Source organism: Nocardia sp. NPDC052001, from assembly GCF_040680615.1.
In the GTDB taxonomy this organism is placed as follows: Bacteria; Actinomycetota; Actinomycetes; order Mycobacteriales; family Mycobacteriaceae; genus Nocardia.
Window position 1 is genome coordinate 798,899 of the sequence record NZ_JBFAXC010000003.1, and the last position, 23,473, is coordinate 822,371.

Below are 23,473 nucleotides of genomic sequence, written 5' to 3' on the forward strand. Positions count from 1 at the left end.
CTCCGACACGCGGAGTCCGATTACACGACACGCACCGTCGATCTCGCGACACGCAAAGTTCAACTCTAGCGACACGCCGTCGAGCCCACCCATGAAGATCGGAAAATGCTCTCAACCGGCCGAAAAACGGCAGATCGGTCAAAAGCGGAGCGCGTCGGCTCAGCTGGCCTGCGCCACATCCAGACCCTTGGCCGCGGGCCGGGCGCGCCGCGGACGCGCCGCCGCGGCGGGCAATCCCAGTTTGGTGAGGTCACTGACCTCGGCATTCGTGGCTCGATCCAGGTACTGCTGCACCTCCGGATCGGGCTCGAGCAGCTTGCGAAGCCGGTTCTCGACACGTTCCATCACCAATGCGAACAGCATCAGCGCTATCGGAAACAGCACCACAGCGAGTCCTTGCATAGGGAGGAGTAAACACGGCGAAGGTCTCAGATGGAACACGGCGGGTGCGCAGCCCGGTTGATGGGGCTTACCGGTTACGTAAGGTGGACGCGTGCGTGTCTCGACATCCAGCCAGGTGACTCCCGCCCTCGGCGCAGCTGCGCCCGTCGGCGGGAAAGCGAAGTCGCGCGCCAAGGAAACCCCCACCGGCCTGGTGCGTCGCGCCCGCCGGATGAATCGCACGCTCGCGCTGGCCTTTCCGGACGCACACTGCGAACTCGACTTCACCACGCCCCTCGAATTGGCCGTGGCCACAATCCTTTCCGCGCAGTGCACGGACGTCAGAGTGAACCTGACCACACCCGCGTTGTTCGCCAAGTACCGCAGCGCCCGCGATTACGCGGAGGCGAATCGGGCCGAGCTGGAGGAGTTCATCCGGCCGACCGGCTTCTACCGCAACAAGACCAGCTCGCTGATGGGGTTGGGTCGGGCGCTGGTCGAACGCTATGACGGCGAACTCCCGCATACGCTGAATCAGCTGGTGGAGCTGCCCGGCATCGGCCGCAAGACCGCGAACGTCATCCTCGGCAATGCCTTCGGCGTCCCCGGCATCACCGTCGACACCCACTTCGGCCGCCTGGTCCGGCGCTGGGGGTGGACGGATGAAGAAGATCCGGTGAAGGTCGAGCACATCGTCGGCGCGCTCATCGAACGCAAAGAGTGGACGATGCTCTCGCACCGCGTCATCTTCCACGGCCGTCGCGTCTGCCACGCCCGCAAACCGGCGTGCGGCGCCTGCATCCTCGCCAAGGACTGCCCTTCGTACGGCACCGGCCCCACCGATCCGGCCGTCGCCGCCGCCCTGGTCAAAGGCCCGGAAACCGAGCACCTGCTGGAACTGGTGGGGCTGTGAGCCCTGCGGCTCCACCCCGGCCCACCGCACGCCCCCGGCCCGACGCCGCGGGCGAACACGGCCATTCGCCCGCCGCCGCGCCGCGGGACTCCGCCGGCCGCACCGGAATTCGGCGGACCGGACCGGTCTCAGGAGTTGGACTGACCGACGCCTCCGGCATTGGTTCGGCCGGTGGCGCCATTGCGCCGGTGCGCGAACGGGTCTGGGCCGGTCGCAAAAGAGTCGGCCGCGATGGAATTCGGCGGCGGGTCGGATTGATCGCCGTGTTCGCGGCTTTGGTGTTGGCTGTGGCGTCGTGCTCGGGCTCCGGTGGGGGTTCGGCCGGTGGTACCGCCGCGCCCGGCGGCAAACCGGTTTCCGCGAGTGAGCGGGCGCGGGCCGCGCTGGTCGACTGTCCTGCTCCGTCGGGGGCTCCGGTTGCCGACAGTCCGCTGCGTGGACTGACGTTGAACTGCCTCTCCAATGGCAGCCCCATGGATTTGACCGCCGCGCTGGCGGGGAAGCCCGCGCTGCTGAATCTGTGGGCGTACTGGTGTGGGCCGTGTGCGGAGGAACTGCCGCTGCTGCAACAGTTCTCGGATCGGGCGTCGGCGTCGATCACGGTGCTGACGGTGCACAGTGATCCGGGTACGGCCAAGGGATTGGCGCGGTTGACCGGGCTCGGGATTCATCTGCCCGGGGTGGAGGATCCGGATACCAAGGTGCGCACCGCTGTCGGCGCGCCCGCGGTATTGCCGATCTCGGTCCTGTTGCGCGCGGATGGCTCGATCGCCAAACTCGTTGTGCGCCCGTTCAAGAGCGTCGATGACATTGCCGATACCGTCGCGGCTGAGCTCGGGGTGCGGGCGTGAGGTGGCGAAATAGCTTGTGCGGCTTGGTGGTTGCTGGTGTGGTGGTCGATCTTGGAGCGTGGGCATGAGACTCGAGGTGCCTACGGGCTCCATTCCGGAGTGGCTGCGCGGGGTGGCCGACCACGATCCGGCCGATCCGACCGGCATGAATCCGATTCTGAAGCGGCTCGCTTCGGCGGCCATGCGAGCGCGCGAAGCCGCCGTGCTGGTGCTCTTCAGCGGTGACGAGACGGTCGACCCGAACGCGCTGGGCGGACTGCCCGCCGACGCCGATGTGCTGCTCACCCAGCGCGCGGCGACCATGCGCACGCACAGCGGTCAAGTGGCGTTCCCGGGTGGCGGCGTGGAACCCGGCGATGACGGTCCCATCGGCACCGCGCTGCGCGAAGCCCAGGAGGAGACCGGCCTGGATCCGGCGGGCGTCGAGCCGATCGCCGTGCTGCCCAAGATCTTCGTGCCGCCGTCGCGCTTCGATGTGACGCCGGTGGTCGCGTACTGGCGCACCCCGGGCGAGGTCGGTGTGGTCAGCGAGAACGAGGCGACCCGCGTGGTGCGGGTGCCGGTCGCGGACCTCATCGATCCGGCGAACAGATTCGTGGTGCGGCATCCACTCGGCTATATGGGTCCGGCGTTCACCGTCGACGGCATGCTGGTGTGGGGCTTCACCGGGGGAGTACTGGCCGGACTGCTCGCGGTCTCCGGTTGGGAACATGAATGGGACCATCACGATGTGCGTGATCTGCAGGCCTCTTTGGCCGCGGTTGGGATGACGTTATGAGTTCTTCGGCCTGGCTCGACCTCGGCATCTTGATTCTGGCGCTGCTGGCCGCCACCTCCGGGTGGCGGCAGGGTGCGGTCGCGTCCGCGCTGGCTTTCCTAGGCGTGGTTCTGGGTGCGGTCGCGGGCATTCTGATCGCACCGCACATCCTGATTCACCTCAGCGAGGGGCGATCCCGGGTGCTGGTCGGCGTCCTGCTGATCGTGGCCCTGGTGATCGTCGGCGAGGTGGCGGGCATGGTGCTGGGCCGGGCCGCGCGCAGCGGTATGCGCGATCCGTTCACCCGCAGCGTGGACAGCGTGGTCGGCGCGGGCCTGCAGATGGCGGCGGTGCTGGCCACGGCCTGGCTGCTGGCGCTGCCGCTGGCGAACTCGTCGCAGCCGGGAATCGCGGCCGCGGTCAAGAACTCTCAGGTCCTGGTGAATGTGGACCATGTCGCGCCGGATTGGCTGCGGCGGGTGCCGAACGAATTCTCCAACCTGCTCAATACCTCGGGGCTGCCGGACGTCATCGGACCGTTCGGGCGCGTCCCGATCGCGGCCGTGGAGCCGCCGGATGCCAGCGTGCTGCAATTGCCGGTGGCGCAATCGCTGCAGTCGAGCGTGCTGCGCATTCGCGGTATCGCGCCGAGTTGCCAACGGCAGCTGGAGGGTTCGGGCTTCGTGGTCGCACCCGAGCGCGTCATGACGAACGCGCACGTGGTCGCGGGCACCAGCACGGTGAGTGTGGACACCGCGCGCGGGTCGATGGAGGCGCAGGTCGTGCTGTTCGACTCCGCCAAGGACATCGCGGTTCTGGCGGTGCCCGGTCTGAACGCACCGGTGATCCCGTTGGCCCCCAAGGCCGCCAACTCCGGTGAATCCGCGATCGTGCTGGGCTACCCGGGCGGTGGCCGCTACACGGCCAGCGCCGCCCGTGTTCGCGAGACCCTGGATCTCAAGGGCCCCAACATCTATCGCGACAACAATGTGCAGCGCGAGGTGTACACGGTGCGCGGTCAGGTCCGCGCGGGCAACTCCGGCGGCCCGCTGGTGGACACCGACGGCAATATCCTCGGCGTGGTCTTCGGTGCCGCCGTCACCGACGACGACACCGGCTACGTACTCACCCTGGACGAGGTGCGCCCGGAAGTGAATGGCGCGGCCGGAGATTCGACCCCGGTCGGCACCGGCAGCTGCGTCCTGAGCTGACGCCGCCCGCAGCGCGAATTCGGCCGGGATCCACCCTGGATCCCGGCCGAAATCATATCGGTATGACGGAGGTTGTCAGGCCAGGAGTTTGGCGAGCTCCGTGGTTACGGCCGCCGGATTCTCCTGGTGCGCATAGTGTCCCGCGTCCGGGATGGTGATGACGCGGCGCTGCGGGGAGAATTCCTGGCCGCGGCGAATGGTGCTGGTCAGGATGTAGCGGTCGCGATCGCCGTGCATGGACAGCACGGGGATGTCGATCGGTTCGCGCATGGTTTCCATGAATCGCGCACCGTCGGGCCGCCATTGGCTGCGGAAGGCCCAGCGCTGGTATTCCAGCGCACAGTGCGCCGCGCCCGGAATCCGGATGGCGGTGCGCATGCGTTCCGCGGTGTCCGCGAATTCCGGTGTGGCGGACCAGTGTTCACCGGCGTGCTGACGCAGCAGGCGTTCGATCTCGGCCCCGCTATCGGCGGTGATGAGGTTCTCCGCGTAGCGGGGGATCTGATAGCGCAGGAAGTTCGGCAGCCAGGTGGCGCGCTGTTTGCCGTCGCGCAGGATGGAACTCTTGAGCGCCGCCGGATGCGGTGAGCTCACCAGTCCGATGGCGCGCACCACGCGCGGTTGCAGCACCGCGGTCGCCCAGCACACCAGACCGCCCTCGGCGTGGCCGACGAGCGTGGCCTCGGTATGCCCGAGCGCGCGAATGAGTCCGGCGATATCACCGGCGAGCGTCCAGCCGTCATAGCCGCGCGGTGGTTTATCGCTGTCGCCGTAGCCGCGCAGATCCATCGCGACCGCGCGATAGCCCAGTTCGGACAGCGCGGTCAGTTGATGCCGCCACGACCACCAGAAGTCACCGAAGCCGTGCAGCAGCACCACCAGCGGCGTATCCGGATCCGCGAAGACCACGCCGCCCGCGGGCATCGCCTCGACCACGTGGAAGCGAATGCCGTTGGCGTGCACATCCCGATGGGTCCACGGTCCGTCGTAACGGACAGCGGACGGATCGGGGGGCGATATCGACGACACGCCGAAGGAGACTAATCGACGGTCTACAGCCGCGGCTTGCCGAGACCCGCGCCGGCGTCCGCCGAATGCTCACCGGAGCCGCTGAAACCGCTGGGCAGCACCGTCTTCACTTCCTTGAGCGATTCGATGGTCTTCTCCGGCGCGCGCAGTTTGCGCACCTTGAGATAGCCGAACAGCGCCAGCGCCGCCGTCGCCACGATCATCAGCAGGAAGACGATGAGGAACGCCAGCCAGCGGTACACCCATACGTCCAGCAGTTCGGCGAGGAAGAAGAAAAAGAAGAAGGAGCTGAACAGCAGGACGGTCAGCGCCGCGATGAAGAAGACGCTGCCCTGCAGGCCCTTCTTGACCTCGCCGGTCACCTCGGCCTTGGCGAGCGCGACTTCGGCGCGCACCAGGGTCGACATCTGTTCGGTCGCGTCACGCACCAGGCTGCCGATGGTCGCCGATTCGTGCGTATCGACATCGGACAGCGGAATCGAGGTGATGGTGCGGGTGCGGTCCCCGTTTCGCCCGTTACCGCCCTGTGTGAAGCTCAATTGCTCGACCCTTCTCCATGTCCCGGAACTCCCCGGTGTCGCTCACTGTTGTCCTTGCAGTGCCCGCTCGTCACGGCGCGCCTGGTGGGCGCGGCCACGACGCAACAGTAGTGCCGATCCTGCCAGGGAAGCCGCCAAAGACGTCAGCAACACCGCTGCTTTCGCGAGTTCGACCGCGGAGCCGTCGCCGACGTCCGCGAGTGCGAGTTCTGCCACCAAGAGGCTAACGGTGAAGCCGATCGCGCCTAGTACCGACAGGGCGAACATGTCCCGATAATCAAGATCGTCGGGCCGCTGGGCGATACCGAGACGTACCGCGAGCCAAGCGAACCCGAAGATGCCGAGGGTTTTACCGGCCAGCAGGCCCACGATGATGGCGAGCGAGATCCGGTTCGTGAACAGCTCCGAGAACACCTCGGTATCGAGCTGCACGCCCGAGGCGAACAGCGCGAACAGCGGTACGCAGAGCGCCGCGGAGATGGGCTGGAAGAAGTGCTCCAGTTTGGCCGCGGGCACGCAGTGCTCGTCCTCGTCGGGATCGGGCCGCACCCGGGTGAGCAGACCGAGCGCCACGCCCGCGAGGGTCGGGTGAATGCCCGCCTCGTGCAGCGAGTACCAGGCCAGCAGCGCCAGCGGCACATACAGGAACGGTGTCCCGATGCGCTTCCACTGGCCCAGCGCCCACACCGCGCAGCACAGGATCGCGATCGCCAGCCACAGCATCTTCAGCGTGGTGGTGAACAGCACCGCGATCAGGATGATGGCGATCAGATCGTCCACCACGGCCAGGCTCAGCAGGAACACCCGCGCGCCCGCCGGAATGCGAGAACCGGTGAGCGCCAGCACCGCCAGCGCGAACGCGATATCGGTGGCGACCGGCACCGCCCAGCCGCGATCCATGCCCTCCACACCCCAGCCGATGCCGACGGCGATGAGCGCGGGCATCACGACACCGCCGACGGCCGCCACGATGGGCAGGGTGGCGCGTTTGGGATCGGCCAGTTCGCCGACCACCAGTTCCCGTTTGAGTTCGAGTCCGGCGACGAAGAAGAAGATCGCGAGCAGTCCGTCCTTGGTCCAGTCGGCCAGGGTCAGATTCAGATGCAGCGCGGGAATGTCGAGATGGGTCTCGGTCATGGTCGTGTAGCCCGCGCCCCACGCGGAGTTCACCCACAGCACCGCGGTCGCCGCCGCGATGAGAAGCAGTGCGCCACCGAAGGTTTCGGTCCGGAGATAGCGGGACAATTCGGAGCGCAACTGAACAATCAAAGGGTGCACCTTTCCGGCTGTGCGGTCGACAGAACCTGCGGAGTGCGACTCACCGGAGCTCGGTCGGCGCATACCGCATGCCGACCAGACTTCCCGGCACACCTTACGCAATTCTAACGGTTGATTCCGGACATAAGGACCCGGGTCGTGTCGCGCGACCTGCGCGGAACGCACATCGGCCCCATGACCGAGCGGTCATGGGGCCGATGCCGTTGTGCGCCGGAGCTTTACGCCTTACCGGCGCGAATCGCCTCGAAAACGTTGGGATCCACCAGGGTTGAGGTGTCACCCAGTTCGCGGCCCTCGGCCACATCCCGGAGCAGGCGGCGCATGATCTTGCCCGAGCGGGTCTTGGGCAGCTCGGGAACCACGTGGATCTCGCGCGGGCGGGCGATGGGGGAGATCTCCCGGGAGACCTCGGCCTTGAGCTCGGCCACCAGGTCATCCCCGGTGTTCTCGGCTCCGGCGGTGAGGATCACGAACGCCACGATGCCCTGTCCGGTGGTCTCATCGGACGCGCCGACCACCGCCGCCTCGGCGACGCCGGAGTGACCGACCAGCGCCGATTCCACCTCGGCGGTCGAAATGCGGTGGCCCGACACGTTCATGACGTCGTCGACGCGCCCCAGCACCCACAGATCGCCGTCGGCGTCGAGCTTGGCCCCGTCACCGGCGAAGTACCAGCCCTGGTCGCCGTAGCGCGCCCAGTAGGTCTCCTTGTAGCGCTCGTTATCGCCCCAGATGCCGCGCAGCATGGACGGCCACGGCTCATCGAGCACCAGGTACCCGTTGGCCTCGGTCTCGCCCAGTACGACCGGCTTACCCTCTTCGTCGACGACCTTGGCCGAGATGCCCGGCAGCGGGGTCATGGCCGCGCCCGGCTTGGCCGCGGTGACGCCCGGCAGCGGCGAGATCATGATGGTGCCGGTCTCGGTCTGCCACCAGGTGTCCACGATGGGAGTCCTGTTGGCGCCCACCACATCCCGGTACCAGCGCCACGCCTCGGGATTGATCGGCTCACCGACCGAACCGAGCACGCGCAAGCTCGACAGATCGTGCGCGTCGGGAATCTCCCTGCCCCACTTCATGAATGTGCGCACCAGGGTCGGGGCGGTGTAGTAGATCGACACCCCGTACTTCTCGATGATCTGCCAATGCCGGTGCTCGTCAGGGAAATTCGGGGTGCCCTCGTACAGCACGGAGGTCGCGCGATTGGCGAGCGGTCCGTACACGATGTACGAATGTCCGGTCACCCAGCCGATATCGGCGGTGCACCAGTACACGTCCTGGCCGGGCTTGTGATCGAACACGTAGTTGTGCGTGTACGACGCCTGGGTCAGATAGCCGCCGGAGGTGTGCAGGATGCCCTTGGGCTTCCCGGTGGTGCCGGAGGTGTAGAGGATGAACAGCGGATGCTCGGCATCGAACGGCTGCGCCTCGTGCTCGGGCGACGCGTCGGCGACGGTCTCGTGCCACCACACGTCGCGGCCCTCGGTCATGGGCGTATCGATCCCGGTGCGGTTGACCACCAGCACCTGCTCGACGGTCGAATTCCCGTCCGCGAGAGCCTCGTCCACCGCCTCCTTGAGCGGGGCGGGCTTACCGCGCCGCCACTGCCCGTCGGTGGTGATGACCAGCCGCGCCCCGGTGTCGTCGATGCGCTGGCGCAGCGCGCTTGGCGAGAATCCGGCGAAGACCACCGAATGCGGCAGGCCCAGCCGCGCGCAGGCCAGCATGGCGGCGACGGCCTCGGGCAGCATCGGCATGTAGATGGCGACGCGATCCCCGGCGACGAGGCCGATCGAGGTCAGATAGTTCGCGGCGCGCGACACCTCGGCCAGCAGCTCGGCATAGGTGATGGCGCGGGAATCGCCGGGCTCGCCCTCCCAGTGGATGGCGACCTGATCGCCGTGCCCGTCCAGCACATGCCGGTCGACGCAGTTGTAGGCGACGTTCAGCTTGCCGTCAACGAACCATTTGGCGAAGGGCGCGTCATCCCAGTCCAGGACGCGGGTCCACGGCTGCGCCCAGTGCAGGCGCCGCGCCTGTTCGGCCCAGAACCCTTCGCGATCGGCCGCGGCCCGCTCGTACAGCGCGGCGTCGGCGTTGGCGGAGGCGGCGAACTCAGCGCTCGGTGGATAGGCATCCAGGTGATCGGCGGTGCTTTCGGTCATCTCTCTCTTCTTCTCTCGCGCGTGCCGGCCACGGGGTGACCGCGGCCACGTTCGACCCTAACCGAGTGTGATCTGCGTCGTGCCCGGCTGTCGCCTTCGGTCCCACTCTGTGCATTCGCGACATTCCCACCCGGCGCGTGACCGAACCGTGAACCACCCGGACCGGGCATTGTGCAATGTGTCAGGTACGGCCCCCCGCGCGAGTCGCTCATGTTGCCGGATTGCTAACAAGGCGAACAATCCCGTTTCGATCCGCTGACACCCGCTGTCCGGACGGTTACTGTCCGTTTCACCCAAGGCGGATCGTGGTTGAGCGCTGAAGGACCTCCGGCGCGCGTCACCTTCCCCTCGCCATTTCCGGACACCGGGAGAAATGCGTTGAGAATCAAGACGATAACCGCGGTGGCGGCCGCAGCGTTGATGGCCACGAGCTTCGCGCTGACCGGCTGCTCCTCGGACAGCAGCAGCGGTGACGACCTCGTGAGCGTGAACGCGGCCGAACCGCAGAACCCCCTGGTGCCCACCAACACCAATGAGAACATGGGCGGCCGCGTGGTGGACCGGCTGTGGGCCGGACTCAAGTACTACGACGGCGGCGGCACCCCGCACAACGAGATGGCGCAGTCCATCGAGACCACCGACCGGCAGCATTACAAGATCACCATCAAGCCGGACTGGAAATTCACCGACGGCACCGCCGTCACCGCGAAATCCTTTGTCGACGCCTGGAATTACGGCGCCCTCGGCACCAACGCCCAGCTGCAGAACTGGGCCTTCACCCCCATCCTCGGCTACGAGGACGTCTCCGCCAGCCCGCCCAAGGCGCAAACCCTGTCCGGGCTGAAGGTCGTCGACGACCACACCTTCACCGTCGATCTGAAGCAGCCGTCCATCGACTTCGAACTCGAGCTCGGCTTCGCGCCGTTCTATCCGCTGCCCGAGGCCGCGTACAAGGATATGAAGGCGTACGGCGAGAACCCGATCGGCAACGGGCCGTACAAATTCGCCAATACCGGTGCCTGGCAACACAATGTGCAGATCGAACTGGTCCCCAACCCTGACTACCCGGGCGGCCGCCCGGCCAAGAACAAGGGCCTGCGGTTCAAGATGTACGCCAATATGGATACCGCGTACGCGGACCTGCTGCAGGGCAATCTCGATGCGCTGGACGTGATTCCGGATACCGCGCTGGCCACCTACGAACAGGATCTCGGCGACCGCGCCATCCACAAGCCGATCGCGTACAGCCAGCACATCGGCAGTCAGCCGAATCTCGCGCACTTCTCCGGCCCCGAAGGTGTGCTGCGCCGCAAGGCCATCTCGATGGCCATCAACCGGGAACAGATCGCCACCAACATCTTCCACGGCACCCGCGTCCCCACCAAGGACTTCACCGCCTTCACCCTGCCCGGCTTCCGTGACGGGCTGCCCGGCTCCGAGGTGCTGAAATTCAACCCGGACGAGGCCAAGAAGCTGTGGGCGCAGGCCGATGCCATCTCACCGTGGTCGGGGACCTATCAGATCGCCTACAACTCCGACGGCGGCCATCAGGCGTGGATCGAGGCCGTGGCCAACAGCGTCAAGAACACCCTCGGCATCGACGCGGTGGGCGCGCCCTACCCGACGTTCAAGAGCATTCGCGACGAGATCCAGGCCAAGACCATCGGCAAGGCGTTCCGGTACGGCTGGCAGGGTGACTACCCGTCCATGTTCGAATTCCTCACCGCGCTGTATCTGAGCACGTCGGAGACCAATAACGCGGGATACAACAGCCCGGAATTCGACGGACTGCTGAGCAAGGCGCTGGCCGCGCCGACGCCCGAGGCGGCGTACGACATCATCGCGCAGGCGCAGGCCGTGCTGTTCCGGGATATGGCCGATATCCCCGTGTTCGACTACAACGTCGCGGCGGGCCGCTCGGACAAGGTGAAGAAGGCCGACGTCTCCTGGTCGGGACTGTTCGACTTCGAGAACATCGAAAAGTAAACCGCTGCTAGGGAAACGGGTTGCGGCACGGTGTAAATCACCGTGCCGCAACCACTCCCGCCATTCGATGGAGTGAACCATGGCTTGGTATATCGTGCGGCGGCTGCTCCAGATGATCCCGGTCTTCCTCGGGGCCACGCTGCTCATCTATTCGATGGTCTTCCTGATCCCCGGCGACCCCATTCAGGCGCTGGCCGGTGACCGTCAGATGACCCCGGCGGTGGAGGCGGCGTTGCGCGCCCGATACCACCTGGATCAGCCGTTCTTCATTCAATACCTGGAATATCTGAAAGGTATTGTCACCCTTGACTTCGGCACCTCGTTCTCCGGACGCCCGGTGCGCGATGAGCTGGCCCGCGCCTTCCCGATCACCTTCCGGCTGGCCATCATGGCCGTTTGCATCGAGGCCATTTTCGGCATAACTTTCGGCCTGGTCGCCGGACTGCGCAAGGGCAAACTGTTCGACTCCACCATGCTGGTGCTGAGCCTGGTCATCATCGCGGTGCCGATCTTCGTGGTCGGCTTCCTGGCGCAGTATCTGCTCGGCGTGAAATGGGGTATCGCACCGGTGACGGTCGGCGCGAAGGCCGGATTCACCGATCTGCTGGTGCCCGCCTTCGTGCTCGGATCGCTGTCCTTCGCCTATGTGCTGCGGCTGACGCGGAACTCGGTGGCGGAGAACATGTCCGCCGACTACGTGCGCACCGCCACCGCCAAGGGGCTGAGCCGCAGACGCGTCATCGTGGTGCACATTCTGCGCAATTCGATGATCCCGGTGGTCACCTTCCTCGGCACCGATCTCGGCTACCTGATGGGCGGCGCGGTCGTCACCGAGGGCATCTTCAATATTCCGGGCGTGGGCGGCACGCTGTACCAGGCGATCGTGCGCGGCGAACCACCCACCGTGGTGGCCTTCGTGACCGTGCTCATCGTGATACTGCTGCTGGCGAACCTGCTCGTCGATCTGCTCTACGCCGCCCTCGACCCGAGGATCCGCTATGCCTGAGATCGCGAAAACTCGTGCGGGACAAGAACATTTCGTGGCCCCGCCGGACGAGGTCGAAGTGCTGGCCACCGACCGGCTCGACGAATCCGGCGCGCCCACCAGCGTCTGGCGCGATGCCTGGCGGCAGCTGCGGCGCAATCCGATCTTCGTCATCGCCGCACTGCTGCTGATCTTCGTGGTGCTGGTCGCGGCCTGGCCGGAACTGTTCACGAATCAGGATCCGCGATACTGCAACGGCGATTTCAGCATGCACAAGCCGGGCAGCGGACACCCCTTCGGCTTCGACAAACAGGGCTGCGATATCTACGCCCGCACCGTCTACGGCGCGCGGGCGTCGGTGCTGACCGGTATCGGCTCCACCGCGCTGTTCGTGCTCATCGGCGGGGCCCTGGGCGCGATCGCCGGATACTATGGCGGACTGTTCGATTCGATCATCTCCCGGATCGCGGAGATCTTCTACGCGCTGCCGCTCATGCTCGCCGCCATCGTGCTCATGCAGATGCTGTCCTCGCGCACCATCTGGACCGTCATGATCACCCTGGCCTCGTTCTCCTGGCCGCAGGCCGCCCGCATCACCCGGGGCGCGGTCATCGAGGCCAAGAACAGCGAATACGTCACGGCGGCAAAGGCATTGGGCGTCTCCAGATTCCGGACGCTGCTGCGGCACGTACTGCCCAACTCGGCCGGGCCGATGATCGTGGTCAGCACCATCTCGCTCGGCGTCTTCATCGTCACCGAGGCGACGCTGTCCTACCTCGGCGTCGGACTGTCCCGGCAGATCGTGTCCTGGGGCTCCGATATCGCGGTGGACCAGAAGGAGATTCGCACCTCCGCGATCCTGTTCTATCCGGCGACCGCGCTCGCGCTGACCGTGCTCAGCTTCATCATGCTCGGTGACGCGGTCCGCGATGCCCTCGATCCCAAGGCCCGGAAGAGGTGACCGATATGGACAAACCACTGCTCGAAGTCCGCGACCTGAACGTGAGCTTCACCTCCGACGGTAAGCAGATCCCGGCCGTGCGCGGGGTGAACCTGACCGTCTATCCGGGCCAAACCGTCGCCATCGTCGGCGAATCCGGCTCCGGGAAATCGACCACCGCGCACGCCATCATCGATCTGCTGCCCGGCACCGGGCGAATCACCGACGGCTCCATCATGTTCGGCGGCAAGGATCTGGCCAAGGCGTCCAAACGCGAGATCGTCGGCGTACGCGGCCGGGGGATCGGGTTCGTGCCGCAGGACCCCATGTCGAATCTGAATCCGGTGTGGAAAGTTGGATCCCAGATTCGGGAAACCCTGGAGGCCAACGGTATCGCCAAAGGTAAGGCCGCCAAGCAGCGGGCGGTGGAACTGCTCACCGAGGCCGGGATGCCCGATGCCGAACACCGGGTCAATCAGTATCCGCACGAATTCTCCGGCGGTATGCGCCAACGCGCGCTCATCGCCATCGGATTGTCCTGCCGCCCAGAGCTTCTCATCGCCGATGAGCCCACGTCCGCGCTGGACGTGACCGTGCAGCGGCAGATTCTGGATCATCTCGACACCCTCACCGGTGAACTCGGCACGGCCGTCCTGCTCATCACGCACGACCTCGGATTGGCCGCCGAGCGCGCCGAACATCTGGTGGTCATGTATCGCGGCCGGGTGGTGGAATCGGGTCCGGCACAACAGATTCTGCGTGAACCCCAGCATCTGTACACCAAGAAACTGGTGAACTCCGCGCCGTCGCTGGCCTCACAGCGGCTGTCCTCGGTGCGGCAGCGCGCCGAAGTGCGGGCCCAGGCCGTGCAGGTGGCGGGTCAGCTCGCCGAGGCCGACGCCGAATTCGCCGCCGCACCGGACGACGTGCTGACGGTGGAGAACCTCACCAAGGTCTACAAGATTCGCGGCAGCACGCCCTGGAAGTCCACCGAACTCGTTGCGGCGGATGATGTCTCGTTCCGGTTGCAACGCGGCACCACCACCGCCATCGTCGGCGAATCCGGCTCCGGAAAATCCACCGTGGCGCAGATGGTGCTTGGCCTGCTCGAACCGACCTCCGGCCGGGTCACCTTCGACGGCCGCGAGGTCGCGACACTGAACACCAAGGCCGCCTTGGCTTTCCGCCGTCGCGTCCAACCCGTCTTCCAGGACCCCTACGGTTCCCTCGACCCCATGTACTCCATCTACCGCACTATCGAGGAACCGCTGCGGACGCACGGCATCGGTACCGCCAAGGAACGCGAAGCCACCGTCCGCGACCTTATCGACAAGGTCTCCCTGCCCGCCTCGGTCATGCGCCGCTACCCCAATGAACTCTCCGGTGGCCAGCGTCAGCGCGTCGCCATCGCCCGCGCCCTGGCCCTGTCCCCGGAGGTCGTCGTCTGCGACGAAGCCGTCTCCGCCCTGGACGTGCTGGTCCAGGCCCAAATCCTGCAACTGCTCAACGAACTGCAGGCCGAACTCGGCCTGTCCTACCTCTTCATCACCCACGACCTGGCCGTAGTCCGCCAGATCGCGGACAACGTGGTCGTCATGCAATCCGGCAAAGTGGTCGAGGCCGCACCCACCACCGACGTGTTCGACAACCCGCAATCCCCGTATACCCAACGACTGCTGGATGCCATCCCGGGCCGGGACCTGCTCGTCAGCTGATATGTGACCTGCCAGTAGCCTCGTATCTCGTGACCGATCCGCTACAGCCACTCGTCGAACTGCCCGGTGTGGTCGAGGCCGCCGACAAAGCGCGCGACGCGCTCGCTGAAGTGCACCGGCACAAGGCGAATCGCCGAGGTTGGCCGACCACCGCGGCCGAGGCCGCGGTGCGCGCGGCCCGATCCTCGGCGGCCATCGAGGGCGGGACCATCGACCTGCCCGCCGACGGCAATGTCGAGGATCCGATCCTCGCGGGCGCACTGCGGGTCGGCCAGGCCCTGGACGGCGATGCCCTGCGCACCTTGGTCGGCGTGTGGGGGCGAGCTCCTTTGCAGGCGTTAGCCCGCTTACACCTGCTGGCGGCGGCCGACATGGTCGAGGACAAGGAGTTGCTGGGCCGGCCGCGCAATGTGCCCGGTGTGGCCGAACGGCTGGATCTGCTCGCGCAGACCGTGCAGGCCACCAAGGCCCCGGCCCCTGTGATCGCGGCCATCGTGCACGGCGAACTGCTCGCGCTGCGGCCCTTCGGAACCGGTGACGGCATCGTCGCGCGCGCGGCCTCGAGGCTGGTCGCGGTGTCCAGTGGCCTGGACCCGCACAGCCTCGGTGTGCCCGAAGTGTTCTGGTTGCGGCGTCGCCAGGCGTATCTGGACGCGGCCGCCGGATTCGGCATGGGCACCGCGGAAGGCGTCGGCGGCTGGGTGATCTTCACCAGTGGCGCGCTGGAAGATGGTGCGCGCGAAGCCCGTTCGATCGCCGACGCGGCGGCGGGCTGAGTCCGGACATCAAAGCGGGCGGCGTAATCGCTCTCGCGATCTCACCGCCCGCGTAGCACGGATCGCCTGGTTACCAAGCGTGCTTCTCGGGTTGTGTTTACGGCCTCGGCGAGCTCTCCGGGTCCGGTGCGGATCGTCCCCGCACAGTTGCGAGGCATTACCGCCGAATCCTCGGATAACGCAGGCCCACAACTACTCGTGCCCTTGTCGCGGCGTGCTCCGCGTGGGTGCCTGGTGTCCGTGCTGGGAAGGGTGGGTCGGGAAACCGGATCTTCTCTTCCGATCCGATCTTGGCCTTCCGTCCTTCCGTGCGTCCATTGTTACCCTGTGACCGCCCTCACATCAAGAGCTGGGGAAACATTCGAAAAGTCGGCGTGTCGGGCATTTTTGTGCATTGGCGTTTCTATTCGGCCCGGCGGTGCGGCCGACTACCGCCGGCGGCGCAGCAGCCGGTAGCTCACCGCGCCCGCGGCCAGCGCGCTCAACGCCACCACCGCACTCGCGGCGACGGTCGTGGTGGAGGGTTGCGGGATGCGCGCCCACAGCGATACCGGGTTCTCGAAGGTCAGCACCGGCCAGCCGTGCGCGACCGCCTCCCGGCGCAGCGCGCGATCCGGATTCACCGCGGTGGGATGCCCGACCGCGCTCAGCATCGGCAGATCGGTCACCGAATCGGAGTACGCGTAACACTTGCTGAGGTCGTAACCGTTTGCGGCGGAGAGCTTTTCGATGGCCTCCACCTTGCCCTCGCCATAGCAGTAGAACTCGACGTCGCCGGTGTACTTGTTGTCCTGGACCACCATTCGGGTGGCGGCGAAATGATCCGCGCCCAGCGCCTGCGCGATCGGGGCCACCATCTCCTCGCCGGACGCCGAGACGATGATCACGTCGTGCCCCCGAATCCGGTGGTCCGCAATGAGATCCGCGGCCTCGGCGTAGATGAGCGGATCCACGATGTCGTGCAGCGTCTCGGCGACCACCGAGCGCACCTGATCCACATCCCAGCCCGCGACCATGCGGGTCAGATGTTCGCGCATGCGCTCCATCTGATCGTGGTCCGCGCCCGACAGCAGGAACAGGAAATGCGCGTAGCTGCTCTCCAGGACGGCCCGGCGACTGAGCAGGCCCTGGTCCAGGAACGGCTTGCTGAAGACGAAGGCGCTCGACCTCGCGATCACCGTCTTGTCGAGATCGAAGAATGCGGCCACTCGTCCACGTTCGGCTGTCACGGCGTCCAGGATATGTTTCGCGAGTGACGGCCGCGTGTCGCGGTGTGCTCGATGCCGGATATTTCCCTGTTTGCCCGGGTTAGCCAGCGGGAAGCGGAGCCGGGTCCGCGGGAAAAAGACTCGCCCGGCGGACTTGCAAACCCGGCGGGGCTTGGGTGTAGTATCGCAAGTACCTGGACTTGTTCCAGGCGCGTTCAGCCCGACCCCCCGGGGCTGAACCCGACGACCCCAGCCTCCTCCCCCCCCGGCTGGGGTCGTCCTCTATTTACGGACTGTTATGTCCCACTTGGTTACCCGGGATTTATCCACAGCCCGCGTGTTATCCACAATCGCTATCTTCCCTCTTTCGGCGCGCTCCGCGCTGGGCGACGCTGACCTGCATGGACTCTCATATCGATGACTCGCCACGAGCCCTCGCCCTGCTGTCCGACCCGCGCCTGCGCGAAGAGGTCCGCCGCATAGCGGCCGCCGCCGACCGCCCCCTCGACGAACGCACCGCACCGGTCGCCCGTCACCCCTGGGCCGCCGCACCCGTCATAGTCCTGGACACTCCCGCCGCCCGTTGCTGCATATCCGCCGGATCCACCCGCCGCCCCGGAATCCTCCTGGTGACCGACGGTGAACCGGGTTTGCTCGACTGGCAAACAGCCACCGAACTCGGCGCCGAAAACGTCCTCCCGCTCCCCACCGCCGCCCCCATCCTCATCACCGCCTTTACCACCGGCAACCAGCCCGGCTCCGCCGACGGAGCGATAGTCGCCGTGGCCGGAGCGGCCGGTGGCTCCGGCGCCTCAACCCTCGCCGCCGCCATCGCCCTGGCCGCCGCCGCCCGCACCCGCCACACCAGCCATCCCCGAGTCGGCACCACCCATCCCCGCCGGATCTCCGCATCACCCCACGCTCCCGGTCGCGATGAGCTGGTCACACACGCGGGAGAGACCGGCTCGCGGGGCGGCACCTCCGGCTCGCGGGGCGGTTCGAGCGGTGCGCGTGGCAATGCGACTGGCGCACAAGGTGACACGTTCGAATCACGGGTCGGTTCGAGCGGCGCCCGCGGGAACGCGCCTGGCGCACCGGGCGATGCGTTCGGATCAGACGGAGGCTCGGGTGCGATGCGCGGCGATGCGCCTGAGGTGCGGGGCGGTGTGTCCGGATCACCCGCTCGATCGGCATCCACCCGTGGCGAGATATCCGGTGTGCGGGGTGATGTGTTTGCAGGACAGGGTGGTTCGGCTTCGACGCGCAGTGGTTCGGTCCGGGGGCGTGGCGATTTCGTGGCCGGTCGAGAACCCGCACATACCTTGCTGGTGGATGCGGCTCCTTTCGGTGGTGGGATCGATCTGTTGCTCGGCCTCGAGGGAGTGCCGGGTCTGCGGTGGCCGGATCTGGTGATCGAAGACGGGCGGGTGTCCGCGTCCGCATTGCACGATGCGCTTCCGAGTATCGGTGGCGCGGCGGTGCTGTCCTGTGGAAGAGGGCTCTCCACAACGGAACTCGCGCCCTCGGCGGTGCGGGCGGTGCTGGACGCCGGCCGGGGTGCGGGGGATCTGGTGGTCTGCGATGTATCCGCCGAACGCGGCCCGCATGCCGAGGAAGTGCTCGATGCGGCGGATCTGGTGGTGCTCGTGGTGCCCGCGCGGTTGCGCGCCATCGCCGCGGCCGAATCCGCCGCCGCCTACCTGGCGCGGCGAAATCCGCACGTGCGCTTGCTGGTTCGCGGACCGTCACCGGGAGGGCTGCGCGGGTGCGAGATTTCCGAAACCCTGGGCCTGCCGCTGCTCGCCGCGTTGCCACCTCAGCCGGGTCTGGCCGAACGTCTCGAGCGCGGCGGTCTCACCATCAAGCGGCGTGGCCCATTGCGCACGGCGGCCGATCTGGTGCTCACCGAGCTGGGACACCGTAGTGCTGTGCGGGCCAGTCGAATTGGATCGGCATTGGCGGGAGCTCGGGGATGAGCGCCCTGGTCACGCCCGAACTGCTGGATCGGGTGCGCGAGCGCCTGGCCGATGGCGCGGGCGATCCGGATCCGGCACGGGTGGCGGCCGCCATTCGGGCCGAGGCCGGTGGCGTGCTCGGCGATACCGATCTACTGCGGGCATTGCGGCTGTTGCAGACCGAGATGACGGGCGTGGGTGTACTGGACCCGCTGCTGCATGACCCCGATGTCACCGATGTGCTGGTCACCGCCCCGAATGCGGTATGGGTGGATCGTGGTCGCGGCCTGTGCCGAGCGCCGGTGCGCTTCGAAGACGAGGCGTCCGTGCGCAGGCTGGCTCAACGCTTGGCCCTGTCCGCCGGCCGCCGGCTCGACGACGCGCAACCGTGGGTGGACGGCCGACTCTCGGGAACCGAAGCGGCCCTGGGTAATTCATTCGGCGTTCGCCTGCACGCGGTCCTGTCGCCCATAGCGCACGGCGGGACCTGCCTGTCCCTGCGCGTGCTGCGCCCCGCCTCGCAGGGTCTTGATGCCCTCGCCGCCTCCGGTGCGATCCACCCTGACGCGAAAGTGCTGCTGGAGAAGATAATTCGAGCCCGCCTCGCCTTCCTGGTGATCGGCGGGACCGGAAGCGGAAAGACCACTTTGCTGTCCGGTTTGCTCGCAAAAGTCGACCCGTCCGAACGCATCATCTGCGTCGAGGACGCGGCCGAACTCGCCCCACCCCACCCGCACGTGGTCCGCCTGGTGGCCCGCCCCGCCAATGTCGAGGGTGCGGGCGAGGTGACGGTCCGCGACCTGGTCCGCCAGGCCCTGCGCATGCGCCCCGACCGCATAGTGGTCGGCGAAGTCCGCGGCGCGGAAGTGGTAGACCTCCTCACCGCCCTCAACACCGGCCACGACGGCGGCGCGGGCACCGTCCACGCCAACTCCCCGCGCGAAGTCCCCGCCCGCCTGGAAGCCCTCGCCGCCCTGGGCGGCATGTCCCGCGACACCCTGCACAGCCAACTGGCGGCCGCCATCCAAATAATCCTGCACGTCCACCGCCACCCCGACGGCACCCGCACCCTCCGCGAAATCGGCCTGGTCACCCCCACTCCCACCCGAATCGACATAACCCCCGCCTGGTCCGCCGACCCCCGCCCCACCCCCGCCGCCGCAACCCTCAACGCCCTACTGGACGACAGAACCGCGCTATAGCCCGGGCGTCTGGCGCCTGATCGAGTCGCTGACGAAACCGGGAACGCTACCCGGCCCCTCCGGTCTCGGTGAAGGCCCTCTCTTCCGACCTCCGCGTCCACGCAGCTCATGACCGTGGCGCGGAACCATCCAAAAGCTCTCTACTCCAAGCCTATTCAGCTCCGCAGCGAAAGGACGAGCTATGACCGCCGCATCGAACGGCCCGGATCGGCACCCTTCCGTTCCGCCACAATCGCACCCCGACTGCTGCACCGACGAGCACTGTCCCATGCGAGATCAGCGCTGCGGCAAGCTCTTTCACTGGCGCCACAGCCAGCCGCCCGGCCTACGCTCCGGCCGGCGAATCCGCTGCACCAACCACCGAGCCTCGCCTCCGCACGCCGCGGGTGGTGATGATCAATGACCGCCACCGGGCACCAAGCTGTTTCGCGTGCCTCACGTGGCGACCGAACGCGACGGCGGGAACAGGTGATTCCATATGAACGCCATGCCACCGCGCTCGTGGATCGCGCCGAATCCGTACCGGTGGCGCTGGAGTCCGGTTCGAGTGGCGGGGGATCGGGGTGGTTCGGACGGTCGCAGGGCCGGGCTACCGCGTCGCGGATCGGCAGCGCCGGCGGTGATGTCTGCCGCCGCGTCGGCGCGTCGTTCTCAGGTCCCGGAGGTGGTCGATGACTTCGGTTGTGGGGCATCCTGCTTCGATTCTCGGCTGTATCGCGCTGGCACTGGTTGTCGCTCCGAAGTCCGCCGCGCGGCGGCGGTTCGCGCGAATATTCCGGCACGACGGCCGGTTTCGCCTGCCTCGGCACGTCACGGGTGGTCGGCTGGCCGCGGTCGCGGCGTCCCCGGTGGTGTTTCTCGTCGGGGTGGGGCCTTTGGTTGCCGGGGTCTTGGTGCTGGGGACGCTGGTATTGCGCTGGCGACGGACTCGATCGGATCGGGAGCGGGAGGCCGAGAGTGCGCAGCTGTTGGAGGGATTGGAGGCCGTGATCGGGGAGCTGCGCATCGGCGCGCATCCCAGTGCGGCGGCGGAGGTCGCGGCGGTCGAGACCACCGGACCGACAGCGCGGGTTTTCGCGGTCAGTGCCGCGCGGAGTCGGCTCGGCGGATCCGGCGCGGATGCGTACCGGCGCACCGTGACCGCTGTACCGGAGGAGCTGTCCCGGGTCGCGGATGCGTGGCAGGTCGCGGATCGGCATGGTCTGGCGCTGGCCGAATTGCTCGCGGCGACCCGGCTGGACCTGCTGGGCCGCAAGCGTTTTCGCGATCGAACCGCGGCTGCTCTGGCCGGAGCGCGTGCCACCGCGGCGGTACTGGCACTACTTCCGCTCCTCGGGATAGCGCTGGGGCAGCTCATGGGGGCCGCGCCCCTGCACGTGCTCTTCGTCTCGTCGGCGGGTGCCTATCTGCTTCCGCTCGGGGCCGCCCTTAGCTGCGCCGGTCTGCTCTGGACGGACGCCATCACGAGAAGGGTCTTGCAATGACTACACGGCACAGGGATAGGAGGCGGCCTCGGTCTACTGGCCCGCCGGTGTCTCGCGCGGTGCCGTGTCTCGCGCGGGAGGTGTTGTCGTGAACGTGCTTTCGCTGGCCGGGGTGTTCGCGGCGCTGGCCCTACTGTTCGAGCCGGGCCGGATTGCGGCACGGCGGCGGTGGGCGCGGCTGTGCTCCGGTGCCGGGAGGTATGAACCGCGAGCGCGCCCGACGCGTCAGGTTGCCGATCCGCTGGGGACTTCGGGGACGTTGGATCTCTTCGCGGCCTGTCTGCGCGCCGGGCTGCCTGCGGCGGCGGCTGCCGGGGCCGTCGCCGCGGGGGCGGGTGAACCACTGGGTTCGGTATTGCGGCGGGCGGCGGAACTGCTTGCGCTGGGGGCGGATCCGGTGACCGCGTGGGAGCAGGCGGCCGCCGGGTGCTCGGACGACGGTGTGATGGCGCTGGCTCGGATGGCGCGGCGGTCGGCGCGCTCGGGGGCCGGATTGGCCACGGCGGTGGGTGAATTGGCGGAGCAGCGGCGCGGTGCGGTCGAGGACGCGGCGGCGGCGCGGGCGGAGCGGGCCGGAGTGTTGATCGGGGGACCGCTCGGACTGTGCTTCCTGCCCGCCTTCGTCTGCCTGGGCATCGTGCCCGTGGTGATCGGACTGGCGAGTCATGTACTGGGCGGGGGTCTGCTGTGAACGGAAACGACTGTGCCGACGCGGAATCGCCGCATCGGAGTGAGGAGAGGAGAGATCGTGCGCACATCCATTCGAGGCCCGGAGTGGGACCTGCGAAACCGGTTGCTGCTGGTCGCGGTTCGCGAGGACGGCATGAGCACCGCCGAATACGCCATCGGCACCATCGCGGCGGCGGCGTTCGGCGCCGTCCTGTACGGGGTGGTGACGGGGGACAGCATCGTCAGCGCGCTGACCGGGATCATCGACAGGGCGTTGAAGACCTCCGTCAACTGATCCCGGCGCGGCAGCCGCCGCGCCGCCTCCCCGATCGTGCCGGTGACGAGCTGGGCATGGCGACCGTCGAGGCCGCCATCGCCCTGGCGGCGCTGGTCACCGTCCTGGTGCTGTGTATTGGCGCGCTGCTGGCCGTTTCCGCGCAGGTGCGGTGCGTGGACGCCGCCAGGGAGGCGGCGCGCCTGACCGCCCGAGGAGAGGCCGCCAAGGCTGTCCCCGCCGGGCAGCGGGTCGCGCCACCCCATGCCTCGATCACCGTCCGCTCCGAGGGCGACCTGGTGGTGGCGGTGGTGACCGTCCGCGCGCCCTTGCTACCGCTCACCCTGCGCGCGGAGGCGGTGGCGGCCAGGGAGCCGGGGGAGTCACCGTGATCCGCCGGGACCGATGCCGCGAGCCCGGGAGATCCGCGGTGATCCGCCGGAACCGATGCCGCGAGCCCGGGAGATCCGCGGTGATTCGGCGAGGCGCGTGCGGTCGGATCCGGGGAATCGCCGGTTTTCGGCCGGATCGGCGAAGCGAATCAGGGGGAGTGACGGTACTCGCAGGTGTGGCGTTGGTCGCTCTATTGAGCCTCACGGTGCTGCTGGCGCAGGTCGGTGTCGCCGTGGTGGGCAGGCATCGTGCGCAGTCCGCGGCCGATCTGGCGGCGCTGGCGGCGGCCGCCGGATTGGCCGCCGGTGCCGAATCGGGATGTGTGCGCGCACGGGAGATCGGTATGCGAATGGGTATGCGCGTGATCGATTGCGCGGTGCGCGAGTGGGATGTGACCGTCACCGTCGAGTCGCGAATGGCGCTGGGTCCACTCGGCACTCGATCGATCAGTGCGAAGGCAAGGGCGGGACCGATGGGACATAGCGACTAATGGCGACTATCTCGTACCGAGCGGTTGGTTAGAGAATGGATGGCGCGCACCACACCGCGTGTCGATCAATGTCGATATTGGATGAAAGTGGTAAGCGAATTGTTTGGATCTCGATCGCTTTCCTATTCGTTCCAGAAGTCGGAATCGAATGAATGCACTGGTAAATGCGTGATCGACAATATCGAACGGAGCAATCCTCCAGTTAACAGGATCACTTCCCTTTTTATTCGGCTATCGGCCACGTGTCGCGAGACCGGCCCCGGGCCGCCCGT

Annotated in this window: 22 protein-coding genes; 16 read left to right on the top strand and 6 right to left on the bottom strand. The window is 67.3% G+C overall.

Going from position 1 to position 23,473, the window contains the following annotated elements; genetic code table 11:
- Nucleotides 1–159: 159 nt before the first annotated feature.
- Entirely contained in the window at nt 160–402 is a 243-nt protein-coding gene (locus AB0L82_RS19035) for a hypothetical protein (RefSeq protein ID WP_153802894.1), read from the bottom strand.
- Between the two features lie 190 nt (nt 403–592).
- Between AB0L82_RS19035 and nth the strand changes: the two genes are divergently transcribed.
- The 4 genes from nth (at nt 593) to AB0L82_RS19055 (ending at nt 4,113) form a co-directional block, all read left to right on the top strand.
- A complete protein-coding gene (gene nth / locus AB0L82_RS19040; RefSeq protein WP_364637990.1) occupies nt 593–1,294 on the top strand; it encodes an endonuclease III in 702 nt (233 codons plus the stop codon).
- Nucleotides 1,295–1,557: 263 nt separating this feature from the next.
- A complete protein-coding gene (locus tag AB0L82_RS19045) occupies nt 1,558–2,145 on the top strand; it encodes a TlpA disulfide reductase family protein (protein WP_364637992.1) in 588 nt (195 codons plus the stop codon).
- 64 nt (nt 2,146–2,209) lie between these two features.
- Nucleotides 2,210–2,923: a CoA pyrophosphatase gene (locus AB0L82_RS19050; RefSeq protein ID WP_364637520.1), complete on the top strand. Its 714-nt coding sequence runs from the start codon at nt 2,210–2,212 to the stop codon at nt 2,921–2,923.
- Complete coding sequence (locus AB0L82_RS19055; RefSeq protein WP_364637522.1) at nt 2,920–4,113, top strand: MarP family serine protease; 1,194 nt, start codon at nt 2,920–2,922, stop codon at nt 4,111–4,113. The genes AB0L82_RS19050 and AB0L82_RS19055 overlap by 4 nt, the downstream gene beginning before the upstream one ends.
- A 75-nt stretch (nt 4,114–4,188) precedes the next feature.
- On the opposite strand, the gene AB0L82_RS19060 is transcribed toward AB0L82_RS19055, so the two are convergent.
- The 4 genes from AB0L82_RS19060 to acs form a co-directional block, all read right to left on the bottom strand.
- Nucleotides 4,189–5,133, bottom strand: a complete 945-nt coding sequence (locus AB0L82_RS19060; protein ID WP_364637994.1) for an alpha/beta hydrolase — start codon at nt 5,131–5,133, stop codon at nt 4,189–4,191.
- Nucleotides 5,134–5,165: 32 nt separating this feature from the next.
- A complete protein-coding gene (locus AB0L82_RS19065; RefSeq protein WP_364637524.1) occupies nt 5,166–5,681 on the bottom strand; it encodes a phage holin family protein in 516 nt (171 codons plus the stop codon).
- Nucleotides 5,682–5,723: 42 nt separating this feature from the next.
- Nucleotides 5,724–6,950: a Na+/H+ antiporter NhaA gene (gene nhaA / locus AB0L82_RS19070; RefSeq protein WP_364637526.1), complete on the bottom strand. Its 1,227-nt coding sequence runs from the start codon at nt 6,948–6,950 to the stop codon at nt 5,724–5,726.
- Between the two features lie 227 nt (nt 6,951–7,177).
- Nucleotides 7,178–9,124: an acetate--CoA ligase gene (acs, locus tag AB0L82_RS19075; RefSeq protein WP_364637528.1), complete on the bottom strand. Its 1,947-nt coding sequence runs from the start codon at nt 9,122–9,124 to the stop codon at nt 7,178–7,180.
- 378 nt (nt 9,125–9,502) lie between these two features.
- Between acs and AB0L82_RS19080 the strand changes: the two genes are divergently transcribed.
- From AB0L82_RS19080 to AB0L82_RS19100, 5 genes are all read left to right on the top strand, one after another.
- Nucleotides 9,503–11,110, top strand: coding sequence for an ABC transporter substrate-binding protein (locus AB0L82_RS19080; protein WP_364637530.1), 1,608 nt, complete (start codon nt 9,503–9,505; stop codon nt 11,108–11,110).
- Between the two features lie 79 nt (nt 11,111–11,189).
- Entirely contained in the window at nt 11,190–12,116 is a 927-nt protein-coding gene (locus tag AB0L82_RS19085; protein ID WP_364637532.1) for an ABC transporter permease, read from the top strand.
- Nucleotides 12,109–13,056 (top strand): ABC transporter permease, encoded by a 948-nt coding sequence (locus AB0L82_RS19090; RefSeq protein ID WP_364637534.1) that lies wholly within the window; start codon nt 12,109–12,111, stop codon nt 13,054–13,056. Before AB0L82_RS19085 ends, AB0L82_RS19090 begins: the two co-directional genes overlap by 8 nt.
- 5 nt (nt 13,057–13,061) lie before the next feature.
- Complete coding sequence (locus AB0L82_RS19095) at nt 13,062–14,750, top strand: ABC transporter ATP-binding protein (protein ID WP_364637536.1); 1,689 nt, start codon at nt 13,062–13,064, stop codon at nt 14,748–14,750.
- Between the two features lie 29 nt (nt 14,751–14,779).
- Entirely contained in the window at nt 14,780–15,526 is a 747-nt protein-coding gene (locus tag AB0L82_RS19100; protein ID WP_364637538.1) for an oxidoreductase, read from the top strand.
- Between the two features lie 428 nt (nt 15,527–15,954).
- Here AB0L82_RS19100 and AB0L82_RS19105 read toward each other — a convergent pair whose 3' ends face one another.
- Entirely contained in the window at nt 15,955–16,764 is an 810-nt protein-coding gene (locus tag AB0L82_RS19105; protein WP_364637996.1) for an HAD-IB family hydrolase, read from the bottom strand.
- A gap of 371 nt (nt 16,765–17,135) precedes the next feature.
- On the opposite strand from AB0L82_RS19105, the gene ssd reads away from it, so the two are divergent.
- The 7 genes from ssd to AB0L82_RS19140 all read left to right on the top strand — a co-directional run bounded on the left by ssd (nt 17,136) and on the right by AB0L82_RS19140 (nt 23,201).
- Nucleotides 17,136–18,710 (top strand): septum site-determining protein Ssd, encoded by a 1,575-nt coding sequence (ssd, locus tag AB0L82_RS19110; RefSeq protein ID WP_364637540.1) that lies wholly within the window; start codon nt 17,136–17,138, stop codon nt 18,708–18,710.
- A complete protein-coding gene (locus AB0L82_RS19115) occupies nt 18,707–19,891 on the top strand; it encodes a TadA family conjugal transfer-associated ATPase (RefSeq protein WP_364637541.1) in 1,185 nt (394 codons plus the stop codon). The genes ssd and AB0L82_RS19115 overlap by 4 nt, the downstream gene beginning before the upstream one ends.
- A 671-nt stretch (nt 19,892–20,562) precedes the next feature.
- The gene (locus tag AB0L82_RS19120; protein WP_364637543.1) at nt 20,563–21,375 is read left to right on the top strand and encodes a type II secretion system F family protein; all 813 of its coding nucleotides are present in this window, start codon (nt 20,563–20,565) and stop codon (nt 21,373–21,375) included.
- A gap of 88 nt (nt 21,376–21,463) precedes the next feature.
- The gene (locus tag AB0L82_RS19125) at nt 21,464–22,066 is read left to right on the top strand and encodes a type II secretion system F family protein (protein WP_364637545.1); all 603 of its coding nucleotides are present in this window, start codon (nt 21,464–21,466) and stop codon (nt 22,064–22,066) included.
- Between the two features lie 69 nt (nt 22,067–22,135).
- Complete coding sequence (locus tag AB0L82_RS19130) at nt 22,136–22,339, top strand: DUF4244 domain-containing protein (RefSeq protein ID WP_364637998.1); 204 nt, start codon at nt 22,136–22,138, stop codon at nt 22,337–22,339.
- 56 nt (nt 22,340–22,395) lie between these two features.
- The gene (locus AB0L82_RS19135) at nt 22,396–22,710 is read left to right on the top strand and encodes a TadE family type IV pilus minor pilin (RefSeq protein ID WP_364637547.1); all 315 of its coding nucleotides are present in this window, start codon (nt 22,396–22,398) and stop codon (nt 22,708–22,710) included.
- Nucleotides 22,711–22,868: 158 nt separating this feature from the next.
- A complete protein-coding gene (locus AB0L82_RS19140) occupies nt 22,869–23,201 on the top strand; it encodes an Rv3654c family TadE-like protein (RefSeq protein ID WP_364637549.1) in 333 nt (110 codons plus the stop codon).
- Nucleotides 23,202–23,473 lie beyond the last annotated feature (272 nt).